We start from the raw sequence: 12,576 nt of genomic DNA, 5'->3' as shown, positions 1-12,576 counted from the left end.
CCTTGCGCGCCGGTCCGGTCCGCGCCGCCCTCGACACGCCGGGGACGGCATGGCTACGGTTCCGGGGCGGCGGAGGATCCGCGGTACTCGGGGGAGTGAAGTGACGGCTGTGAGTGGGCGGTTCCGCTGCCTCGTGTCCGCGTACGCCGTGTCCTCCTACGGCAACTACCTCAGCCTCATCGCCCTGAGCCTGTTCACCTACGAGGTGACGGGCAGCGCGTTCGGCATCGGCGCGCTCATGGCACTGCGTCTGTTCTCCGGCATGCTCGCGGGCCTCGCCGCCGGAGCGCTGGCCGAGAAGGCGGGCCGCCGGGCCCTGATGCTCTTGGCCGACCTCGCCCAGGCGTCGGCCATGGCCGTGCTCGCGCTGACCGCGCCGGGCACCCGCGTGCCGCTGCTCGCCTGTGCGGTCGTGGTGCTCGGCGCGGGGAACACCCTGTTCACCGTCGCCCTGCGCAGCGCGGTGCCGGTGATGGTCGGCCACGAGGAGCGCGTACGGGCGAACGGCATGCTCGTCACGGTGCGGTCGTTCGCCACCGTGCTCGGCTTCGCGTCGGCGGCCCCCGTCATCGCATACGGCGGCTACGCGGCCGCCTTCGCGATCAACGGTGCCAGTTTCCTCGTGTCCGCGGCGGCGCTGCTCGTGCTGCGGCCCAGCACCGACGGCGACGAGGCGGAGGGGCCCGCCGCACCCGGGGACGTCGGTGCGGCGGGCGGGCCGCGCGGGCTGCGCGGCCTGTCCGCGCTGCTGATCGGGATGATCCTCCTCAGGGGCGCCGACGCCCTGGCGTCGTCCTCGCACAACGTGGCACTGCCGGTCGCCGCCGGGGCCGCGTCGCCGGACCACCCCGCCCTGTTCATGACCCAGTTCTGGGCCGCCTGGGCCGTCGGCACCCTGCTCGCCCACCAGGTGGTCAAGCGCCGTATGAGCGGAGGCCGGGCCGCGGGAGACCGTGCCTTCGCGATCGGCACCTGCGCCATGTCCCTGTTCTTCGTCCTCGCGTTCACCGGACTGCCCGCCCCCGCGCTGGTGGCCGTGGCCCTGGGCGCGGGTCTGGCGGACGGCTTCACCGAGATCGTCTACACCTCCCGGCTGCAGGCCGTCCCCGACCGGTGGCGCAGCCGGCTGTTCGGCCTGTCGGCCACGGCGGAGACGTCCGGATTCACGCTCGGGACCGTCGCCGCCGCCGCGGCGCTCGAGGCCCTGCCCGCCCTCGCCGTCGTGGGGGCGTTCCACGGAACAGCCGTATGCGGGGCGCTGGCCCTGCTGGTCCTGACGGCGCGGGGCGGTACGGCCCCTCGGCGGACACGACCCACACAAGGTGTGACACGAGGAGAGGGGACCACGCATGGAGCGCGGACGGGGACAGGCGATACGCCGGGGGCCTGAGCCGGAGTTCACCGACGACGATCCGAGAGACGCGGTCCAGGCGCTGTTGTGCGCCGCGGACGGCTCTCCCGGCGCGGCCGTCGTCACCGTCGGACCGGACGGCGCCACGACCCGGCAGACCTACCCCGAACTCCTGTCACGCGCCCGTCGGCTGCTCACCGGCCTGCGCGGCAACGGCCTGCGCCCCGGCGACGCGCTCGTGCTCTGCGGACTTCCCCTCGACCAGTTCTTCCCCGCCTTCTGGGCCGCCGTCCTCGGCGGCGCCCGGCCCGTGGCCGTCGCGGAACGCCCCGGCGACGGCACCGCGGCTCTCGAACGCCTGCGGCACACCTGCGACCTGCTGGACGGACCGCTGGTGCTCAGCGACGCCGCCGGAGCCGCGACACTCGCCCGGACCGCCCGCGAACTGCGGGTCGCGGTCGCGGAGGACTGCCTGCGCGGGGCTCCCGCGTACGACCACACGGAACCGGCGGGGAGCGACGTCGCCCTGCTGATGCTCTCGTCCGGCAGCACGGGCGTGCCCAAGGCGGCGCAGCTCACCCACCGCGGACTCGCGGACTTCGCCGCCAGCAGCCGGCGCATCCTCGACGTGCGCCCCGGACACACGATGCTCAACTGGCTGCCCGTGGACCACAGCGGGGCCTTCCTCCTGTACCACGTGCTCGCGGTGTTCACCGGCTGCACCAACGTGCACGCCCCCACCGGACACGTCGTCGCGGAGCCCCTGCGCTGGCTCGACCTCCTCGAGGAACACCGCGCCGAGCACAGCTGGGCGCCCACCTTCGCCTACCAGTTGGTCTCCGACGCGCTCGCCGAGCGGCCGGGCGGCGGCAGGCGTCTCGACCACCTCAGGACCCTGGTCTGCGGCGGCGAGCAGATCGCGCTTCCGGTGCTCCGCCGCTTCCTCGCGGCCACGGCCGCGTACGGCGTCCGGGAGGAGCACATCGTGCCGGCGTGGGGGATGGCCGAGACGGTCACCGGCATCACGTACGGCAGGCTCGACCGGCCCGGGACCGTGCAGCGCATCCTCAGAAGCAGCCTCGGCGGTCCGCTGGTGGCAGCCGCGGAGCACACCCCCGACGAGGACTGCGTCACCTTCGTCGCGGTCGGTTCGCCCGCGCACGGCACCACGCTGCGCCTCGTCGACGACGCGGGGGAGCCCGTCGCCGAGAACAGGATCGGCAGGCTGCAGGTGCGGTCCCAGGCTCGCGTCACACCGGGCTACGTCCGCGACCCGAAGGCCGACGCGGCCGCCTTCCCCGGGGAAGGCGGCTGGCTCGACACCGGTGACCTCGCCTTCTTCGCGGAAGACCAGCTGGTGATCACCGGCAGGCGCAAGGACCTGATCATTCTCAACGGTCACAACATCTCCTGTCACGAGGTGGAGGACGCCGCCACCGCCGTCACCGGCGTCCGCACGGGCGACGTGGCCGCGTGCGGAGTTCCCGACCCGGACAGCGGGACCGAGACCCTGGCGGTGTTCTTCGTGAGTCGCGGCGCCCGCGAGGACGCGCGCATCGAGAAGGAGCTCAAGTCGGTGCTGTACGCCCGGCTCCGGCTCACCGCGTCCCATGTCGTGCCGGTTCCGCCGGACGCGTTCCCGAGGACTCCGGCCGGCAAGGTGCGCCGAGGCGACCTGCGCGACCGGCTGGCCGCCGGCGGGCCCACCGCCCTGGCTCCCGCCGTCGCCCTCCCGCACCCGGACGAGGTGTCCTCCGCCGTGCAGGAGGAGCTCAACGCCGTGCTCGGGCGCCCGGTGGCCGCGCACGTCCCGTTCTACGAACTGGGCCTGAACTCCGTGAAGCTGGTACGGCTGCGCGTCCGTCTGGAGGAACGCCTCGGCAGGGAGATCGCGCAGACCGTGCTCTTCGAGCACCCCACGGCCGCCGATCTGGCGGCCCACCTGGCCGCGGTCCCCGGGTCGCCGGCAGGGACGGCCGCCGACGCCGCGCCGCGGGCAGCAGCGGACGCGGGTACGGGCGCGGCTACGCGTCGACAGCCCGGTGAGGATGCGGGTACCCGTCGGACCCCTGTCGCTGACGCGGGTGGCGATCCTGCTGCGGGGGCGGACCACCGTATCGCCGTCATCGGCATGTCCGTCCGCTTCCCCGGGGCGGGCTCGACGGCGAAGTTCTGGGCGAATCTGCGGGACGGCGTGGACAGCGTCCGCCGCTTCACGCCCCACGACCTGGTGTGCGCCGGGCTGTCCGCCGAAGAGGCGCGGGCCACGGACCGGGTACCGGTCGCCGGTGTCCTCGACGGCGTCGAGGAGTTCGACGCGGACTTCTTCGGTGTGAGCCCCAGGGAGGCCGGACTCACCCACCCGGCCCACCGGTTGTTCCTCGAATGCTGCCACGAGGCACTGGAGGACGGCGGCTACGCGGCGACCGGTCCCGGGACCCGCGTCGGGGTGTTCGCCGGCTCCGGGATGAACCTCTACGGCCACCAGCAGCCGCCCGCGTCCTCCCCCGACGACGGCGATCCCGCCACCGGCATGCAGACGGCCATCGGGCAGCAGCCGGACTTCCTCGCCTCCCGGGTCGCCTACCGGCTCGGCCTCACCGGCCCCGCCATCGGCGTCCAGACGGCGTGCTCGACCTCGCTGGTCGCCGTCCACCTCGCCGTCCAGGCCCTGCTGAGCGGTGACACGGACCTGGCCCTGGCGGGCGCCGCGGCCGTGCACACCCCCCAGGAGACGGGCTACCGCAGCCACCCCGGGTCTATCCTGTCGCCCACCGGGCGCTGCCGCGCCTTCGACGCGGACGCCGACGGCACCGTGGGCGGCAACGGCGTGGCCGCCGTCCTCCTCAAGCGGCTCGACCGGGCCCTCGCCGACGGGGACACCGTGCACGCCGTGATCCTCGGCTCGGCGGTCAACAACGACGGAGCCGGCAAGGTCGGGTTCAGCGCGCCCGGCGTCGCGGGCCAGGTCGAGGTCGTACGGCAGGCACTGCGCCGGGCGGCCGTCCCCGCTGACACCGTGTCGTACGTCGAGGCGCACGGCACGGGCACACGGCTCGGCGACCCGGTGGAGTTCGAGGCACTCGCCCGGGCTCTCGGCGAGGACACCGACCGGACGGGCTTCTGCACCGTGGGCTCGGTGAAACCGGCCATCGGACACCTCGACAGCTGCGCGGGCATGGCCGGTCTCGTCAAGACCGTGCTCATGCTCGAACACCGCACCCTGGTGCCGACGCTCAACCTCGACCGGCCCAACCCCGAACTGCGCCTGTCCGGCGGCCCCTTGGCGCTCGGCACGGCGACCGGACCCTGGCGGACGCGGGACGGTGTGCCGCGCAGGGCGGGCGTCAGCGCACTCGGGGTCGGCGGCACCAACGCCCATGTGATCCTCCAAGAGGCCCCCGAGCGCCCGGAGCCCGCCGGCCCCGGCCCCGGTCCCGCGGACGGGCCGGTCCTCGTACCGCTGTCCGCGCGCGACCCCCAGGCACTGGACGAGTACGCCACCCGGCTGCGCGAGCACCTGCTCGCACACCCCGGGCTCGCGGCCGCCGACGTGGCGGCGACGCTCGCGCTCGGCCGCCCGCACCGCGAGGCACGCACGGCTGTCGTCGGCAGGACGGCCCGCGACCTGGCCCGCGCGCTGGAAAGCCCGCCCGGCCCGGTGACACCCCTCGGTCCCGTCGCCTTCGCCTGCAGCGGGCAGGGCAGCGCCCGGCGCGGCATGGCACGCGGCATCTGGGACGCGTACCCCGAGGCGCGCCGTGTCCTCGAACGCTGTGAGCGCGTCCACGCCGACGAGTTCGGCGGCACCCTGCTGCCGCTGCTCCTCGGCGCCGACGGGGAGGACAGAGGGGACGACGGGGAGGACGACGGCGTCTGGCCCACCGACACCGCCCAACCGGCCCTGTTCGCCCACCACATGGCGCTCATCGAGGTCTGGCGCGCGTTCGGTGTGCGCCCCGCCCTGCTCCTCGGGCACAGCCTCGGCGAGTACGCGGCCCTGTGCGCGGGCGGCGCCCTCTTGCTGGAGGACGGCCTGCGGCTCACCGCCCGGCGCGGCGGACTGATGCGGGAGGCCGCCGCTCCGGGCGGGATGCTCGCCGTGCGAACCGACGCCGCGACCGCCGAACGGATCGCCTGCGCGGCGGGCGCCGAGCCGGCGGCCTGCAACGGGCCGCGGTCCCAGGTGATATCAGGGTCGGAGCGGGCCCTGGAGGAGGCGGCACGCCTGCTCGCCGACGAGGACATACCGTGGCGTGCGCTGCCGGTGGACCGGGCGTTCCACTCGGCCGCGCTGGACGAGGCGCTCCGCGCATTCCGCGCGTACGCCGAGAAGACGACGTACGCGCCGCTGCACACCCCGCTCGCCTCGGGACTCGACGGCGCGCTGCGCCCCGCGGGCTGGACCGTCGACGCCGAGTACCTCTGCCGCCAGGCGAGGCAGCCGGTCCGGTTCGACCGGGCGGTGGCGGCCGCGTCGGCGCAGGGGTGCGCGGACTTCCTGGAGATCGGGGCGGGCAGCACGCTCGCGGGCCTGGGCAGGCACTGCGCGCCGGAGAGCCGCTGGTACAGCGGCCAGGGAGAGGGCGCCGAGCAGCCGGCCGGGATCACGCGGACGCTCGGTGAGCTGTACCGCGCGGGGGCCGCACTCGACTGGCGGGCCGTCGTCAGGAGCGGAGGCCGGGTCCCCCTGCCCGGGCATCCGCTGCGGCGCCGCAGGGTCAATACCACCGTGCCCGCGCGGGCGGCGGCCGGTCCTGCCGCCGGACCCGGGCCGGTCGCCGTGCCCGTACCGGCGCCCGTACCCGTGCCCGTACCCGCGCTGACAGGCCACGGGCCCGTACAGTCCGGCGAACTGCTCGACGACATCAGGCGGTTGACCGCGCAGAAGCTCGGGACCGACATCGCCGACACCTCGCCCGACGCCTCGTTCTTCGCCCTGGGCGCCGACTCGCTCGCCCTGATGGGCATGGTGGCCGAACTGGAGAGCCGCCACGGCGTGCGCGTCCGGGTCCGCGATCTGTTCTCGGACGCGGACACCCCGCGGAAGCTGGCGGCCCATGTGGCGGACCTGCGGGGTGACGGGGCCGCCGAGTCCTCCGTACAGCCTGCCGCCGCGTCCCCGGGAGAGCCCCTCGCGGCGGCGGCTTCACCGCCCGCTTCCGAACCCGCCGCGCCGCCCGCTTCCGAACCCGCCGCGCCGCCCGCGTTCGTAACCGCCGTGCCGCCCGCGGCCGTGCCGGCCGTGGCCGGGCCCGACGGGCGGGCCGCCGCGCCTCCGGCCGTCGACGAGAGCCTGCACCAGCTGTTCACGCAGCAGATCCGGCTCGCCGAGAACCTCGTGGAGCAGGTGACCGGTCTGCTCACCCGCCAACTGGACGCCCTCCCCGGCGCCCAGCCGGCCTCACCGGCCTCGCCGACCCCACCGGCCCAGCCGGTCGTGCCGGCCCTCCCGGCGCCCCTCGCGCCGCCCGCCGCGGCGCCGCAGGCCGTGCGTCCGGAGGCGCCGCCGCGGCCGGAGCCGGCGCGGCCCGGCCCGCTTCCCCACGCGGCGCACTGCGACGTCAGCCTGTACTTCTTCGGCGACTACCCGCAGGATGCCGACGGCGACAAGTACGCGCTGATCATGGAAGCGGCCGCATTCGCCGACCGGCATGGCTTCCACGCCCTGTGGTTCCCCGAACGGCACTTCAACTCCTTCGGCGCGCTGTTCCCCAACCCCTCCGTGCTCGCCGCCGCCCTGGCCGCCCGCACCGACCGGATCCGGCTGCACGCGGGCTCGGTGGTCCTGCCACTGCACCACCCGGTCCGGGTCGCCGAGGAGTGGTCGGTCGTCGACAACCTCTCGGGCGGCCGCGCGGGACTGTGTTTCGCGAGCGGCTGGCACGCCACGGACTTCGCCCTGGCCCCGGAGAACTTCGGCCGGCACCGCGACGTGATGTACGAGCGCCTGGAGGACGTCCGGCGTCTGTGGTCGGGGCAGCCGCTCCCGGTGACCGCCGGTGACGGCACACGGACCGAGGTCCGGCTGCACCCGCGCCCCGTCCAGGCCGAACCGCCCCTGTACGTCGCGGTCGTGGGCAACCCGGACAGCTACCGGCAGGCGGCCGCGCGCGACCTCGGTGTGGTCACCAACCTGATGGCGCAGACGGTCGAGCAGCTCGCCGAGAACATCGCCCTGTACCGCCGTACCCGTGCCGAGCACGGCCTCGACCCGGACGCGGGCCGTGTGGTCGTGCTCGTGCACACGTACCTCGGCGAGGACGCGCAGCGGGCGCGCGCCGAGGCCTACGCGCCCTTCGTGTCCTACCTGCGGTCCTCGCTGTCCCTCTTCGACCAGGTAACCAACAGCCTCGGGTTCGAGGTGGACCTCGAGAACACCCCCGAGGACGACGTGGAGTTCCTGCTCGGCCGTGCCTACGAGCGGTACTGCGACTCCCGGGCCCTGATCGGCGACGAGGACACGGCGGCCGCGACGGTTCGCCGCCTCGTGGACGCGGGCGCCGACGAGATCGCCTGCTTCGTCGACTTCGGGGTCCCGGCCGAGCGGGTGCTGGCCGCGCTGCCGGTGCTCGACCGGCTCCGGCAGCGCCAGATCGGGCGCGCAGGCACCGGAAAGGCACCGGGAGGAGGAAGTACGGACACCACGGGGCACGAGGGACGGCGGACACCGCTGTCACCGGCACAGCGACGCATCTGGTTCCTCGAACAGCTGCACCCGGGCACCAGCATGTACCACGAGCCCAAGGCCGTACGGCTGGAGGGCCCGCTGAACACCGAAGCGCTGCGGTGGGCGCTCCAGCAGGTCTGCGACCGCCACCCCGCGCTGCGCACCGTCTTCCGCGAAGCCGACGGTGTCCCCTACCAGGAGATCCTCCCGCACGTCCGGCTCGACTGCCCGGTGGCCGACCACACCGGGGACACGGAGGAGGCCGCGCTGCGGGCCGCCATGGAGAGCGAGGGCCGGCGGATCTTCGACCTGAGCGACGGAGCCCTGGTCTCGGCCCGGCTGCTGCGACTGGCGCACGACCGGCACCTGCTGTTCCTGCTCGCCCACCACATCGTCTTCGACTCGTCCTCCACCACCGTGTTCACCCGCGATCTCGGCGCCTTCTACCGGGCCTGGCCGCACCACGACGACACCGCCGCCCCGCCCGTGCTGCCGCCCCTGCCCGTCCTGCCCGCCGTTCCGCCGGACCCCGCCCGGACGGCGGAGGCCCTCGCCCACTGGCGGCGCGAGCTGGGCGGCGCCCCGGAACTGGCCCTGCCCACCGACCGTCCCCGGCCCGCGGCCAGGTCGGGCGAGGGCGCGAGCCTCACGTACGAACTCGACGCCGAACTCACCGAGGGCCTGCGCCGGTTGGCGGCCGAGCACCGCGCCACCCTGTTCATGGTGCTGACGAGCGCGATCGGCGCCGTGCTCGGCCGGTTCAGCGGACAGCGGGACGTCGTGATCGGCACCGCCGTCGCCGCGAGGCCCGCCGGCGCCGAACACCACATCGGCCTCTTCCTCGACACCGTGCCGCTGCGCCTGGACCTGTCCGGGGACCCGGACTTCGGCGAACTGCTGCGCCGGGTACGGGAGAGCAGCACCGCGGCGTTCGAGTACCGCGACGTGCCCTTCGACGAGCTCGTCGGCGCGCTCAACCCGCATCGCGACGCCGGCCGCAATCCCCTCTTCCAGGTGCTGGTGGAGTACGAGAACGAGGGGCAGGCGGAGTTCGACCCGCCTCGGCTGACCGCCACCCTGCTCGACATGCCCAGTGAGCGTGCGCCGTTCGACCTCACCCTGTACCTGACGCACCACCGCGAGGGAGTGCGGTGCGCGGTCGAGTACGACACGGTCCTCTTCGACGCGTCCACGGTGAGACGACTCCTCGCCTACGTGGAGAGCGTGCTGCGCCGGGCGCTCGAGACGGCGACCGCCACCCTGCCCGAGCTGACGGCGCTCACCGGCGCGGACCGCGCCGCCCTGTCCCGCCTCGGCCGCCTGGACGAGCCTGCGCCGGCGCACGACGACACGCTGCACGGGCTGTTCGAGGCACAGGCGCGGCGGACCCCGGACGCGACCGCGCTCGTCCACGGTGATGAACGGATCGGCTACGCGGAGCTCGACCGGCGGGCCGAGCGGCTCGCCCGGCAGCTGCGGGCCCGGGGAGCGGGACGCGGCGAGCGGGTCGCGGTGCTGCTGCCCCGCGGGCCCGAGCTGATCACGGCGCTGCTCGGTGTGCTCAAGAGCGGCGCCGCGTACCTGCCGCTCGACGTCTCCCTGCCCACGGCCCGGCTCGAGCTGCTTCTCGACGACGGCACTCCGGCTCTGCTGCTCACCACGCCCGCCCTGCTCGACCGCAACCCGTCCCTCGCGGCCCGGCCCGTGCACCTGACGGGCGGACCGGAGACGGCGGCGGGGGACGGCGTCGCGGGCGGGGCGGACACCTCCGGCCCGCTCGTCGGCCCGCGGCCGCAGGACCCCGCGTACTGCATCTACACCTCCGGCTCCACCGGCCGCCCGAAGGGCGTCGTCGTGCCGCACCGCGGCCCGGTCGGCCTGGTGCGCGGCCATCTGGAACGGCACCCCGCGCTGCGCACCCTCCAGTGGACCTCGCCCGCCTTCGACGTCAGCGTGCAGGAGATCTTCACCACCCTGGCGGCCGGGGCGGAGCTCGTCCTCGTCGACGACGACGTGCGGCTCGACCCGGCCGCCGTCGCCGAGGCCGTGCGCCGCCACGCGGTCGAGCGGGTCTTCATGCCCTGCACCCCGCTCCGGTATCTGATGGAGACCGGACCCGAACTGCCCTCCTTGCGCGAGCTGTTCTCGGCCGGTGAGGCACTGGAGCTCACTGCCGGATTCCGCCGGTTCCTCGCCGCGCATCCCCGCTGCACGCTGTACAACCAGTACGGGCCCACCGAGACCTCGGTCATCGTCACCTCGCACCGGGTCGACGGCGCGGAGGAACGGCCGCCCATCGGCACCCCGGTCGCCGGAGCGGGCATCCGGCTCCTGGACACGGAGGGCCGGCCGGTGCCGCTGGGCGCGGTAGGCGAGATCCACGTGAGCGGGACGCCGGTCGCGTACGGATACCACGCACGTCCCGAGGAGACGGCCGCGGCGTTCGTCACCGACGACACCGGCGCCCCCCAGTACCGGACCGGCGATCTCGCGCGCTGGCGCTCCGACGGCACCCTCGCCTACCTCGGCCGCGCCGACGACCAGGTCAAGATCCGGGGCCACCGGGTCGAACCGGGCGAGATCCAGGTCGTGCTGAACGCCCGGCCGGAGGTCGCCGAGGCCGCCGTCGTCGCCCGGCGCGACCGGGCCGGGGAGGCCGAACTCGTCGCCTGTGTGGCCCCCGTGGAACCGGACACCGACCTCGGTCGGCTGCGCAGCGCCCTCGCCGCGGAACTCCCCGATCACCTGGTGCCGCGCCACTGGGTCCGCGTGGACCGGCTGCCCGTCAACGCGTCCGGCAAGCTGGACCGGGAACGGCTGCCCGCGCCGGACGCGGGAGCGCCGCAGCAGGGCGCCGAACCCGTCACCCCGCTGGAGAAGGACCTGCACGAACTGTGGTGCGCCGAACTCGGGCTGCCGCACGCGTCCGTGACGCGTTCCTTCTTCGAACTGGGCGGACACTCACTGAGCGCGATCCGCCTGCTGAACCGGATGTCGGCGCTGCTCGGCGCCGAGCTCGGCATGGCGGAGTTCTTCCGCGCCCCCACCATCCGGGCGGTCGCGGCACGGTGCGAGGAACACCGCTCGCCGGTGCCGAGCACCGAAGCGCAAGCCCCCGCACCCGCTGCCGGGGTCGTCGCCACGGTGCCCATGACCTCCTCCCTGCGCCGGCTGTGGAGACGTCACCACGAGCACACCGATCCCGGCGTCTACAACGTCGCCCACCGCATCGACCTGCACGGCGCCCTCGATACGGACGCGCTGAAGTGCGCGCTGCGGGACCTGGTGGCACGGCACGAGGCGCTGCGCAGCAGGGCCGTGCACCGCGACGGCCACCATCTCCTCGAGGTGCTCGCCGAGGTGCCGGTGGACGTCGGGGTCACCGACCTGACGGCGTCCGCGGACGACGAAACCCGCATCGAGCGCTGGTGCCAGGACCACGCGAGCGAGCCGTTCGCGCTGGATTGCGCACCGCTGTTCCGTTTCCGGATCGGCCGGCTCGGCGCGGACCGCTGGGTCCTGGTGACCGTCCTGCACCACGCCGTCTGCGACGGCTGGTCCATGGGCATCATCTGGCACGACCTGCAAGAGCTCTACAACGCCCGCAGCGAGGGCGCGGCCCCGGCGCTCGCGCCGCCGCCGGCGCAGTTCACGGACGTCGCCCGGGCGGAACACCGGCTCACCGACAGCCGCCGGGCCGCACTCGAACGCTTCTGGCGCATCGAGCTCGCCGGCCTGCAACTGGGGCCCGCCCTGCCCTGCGACCGCCCGCGCCCTGATGTGCCGTCCGGCAGGGGCGCCCTGCACACATGGGTCATCGGCGGCACCGTGCCCGCCGACGCGGCCGAGACGGCGGAGCGTCTCGGGGTCACTCCCTACGCGGTCCTCGCCGCGGCCTTCGCCACTTGGACGGCCCGGCTGTGCGGGCGCACCGACGACATCGTCCTCGCGGCCTCCAGCGCCAACCGAGCCCGGCCGGAGCGGGAGGGCGTGGTCGGGCTGCTGGGCGACGCCGTGCTGCTGCGCGCCCGCCTGTCCGAGGCACCGGCGTTCGCGGACCTGGTGACGCGGCTCGGCTCGACGCTGTTCACCGCCATCGACCACCAGGACCTGCCGCTGACCGAGGTCGTCCGGCTCGTCTCGCCCGAGACGGCCGACGGACTGTTCCCCACCGTGCTGTTCACGGTGGTCACGACGCCGCCGCCGGCGCTGGACCTGCGAGCGGTATCCACCACGGTCCGCGGCCTGCCCACCCGAGCGGTGGCCCGCAACGAGCTCTACGCGGTGCTCGTCCCCCGAGGCGACACCATCGACGTCACCTTCGAGTACGCCACCGACCTCTTCGACGCGGCGACGGTCCGGGCCTGGAGCGAGGACTTCACCGCACTGCTCGCGCAGGTCACGGCGGAGCCGTCGACCCCGGTCGCACAGCTGCTGCGCCCGCCGGAGGAGGCGGGCACCCGCTGAGCGAGCCGCCGTCCGCCGTCTGACCATGTCGTCCGGCGCGCGGAAAACCCGTCGCCCGGAAGCGGAAGCGCTGGCTGGACTCCCGGCG

General features: G+C 74.7%; 2 protein-coding genes. Both read left to right on the top strand.

Features of this window, described 5'->3' with window-relative positions; all coding sequences use genetic code 11:
• The first annotated feature begins 100 nt into the window (after positions 1-100).
• Entirely contained in the window at positions 101-1,390 is a 1,290-nt protein-coding gene (locus QFZ82_RS05375; protein ID WP_373429235.1) for an MFS transporter, read from the top strand.
• Positions 1,350-12,488, top strand: coding sequence for a non-ribosomal peptide synthetase/type I polyketide synthase (locus QFZ82_RS05370; RefSeq protein ID WP_307712021.1), 11,139 nt, complete (start codon positions 1,350-1,352; stop codon positions 12,486-12,488). The genes QFZ82_RS05375 and QFZ82_RS05370 overlap by 41 nt, the downstream gene beginning before the upstream one ends.
• The last annotated feature ends 88 nt before the right edge of the window (positions 12,489-12,576 follow it).

This window comes from Streptomyces sp. V4I23 (assembly GCF_030817975.1).
Taxonomy (GTDB): domain Bacteria; phylum Actinomycetota; class Actinomycetes; order Streptomycetales; family Streptomycetaceae; genus Streptomyces.
This window is presented reverse-complemented; position numbering and strand designations above follow the sequence as displayed.

What these genes read in the sequence shown, in the direction of transcription:
- QFZ82_RS05370 (WP_307712021.1), top strand. Translation starts at nt 1,350, where the DNA reads ATGGAGCGCGGACGGGGACAGGCGATACGCCGGGGGCCTGAGCCGGAG.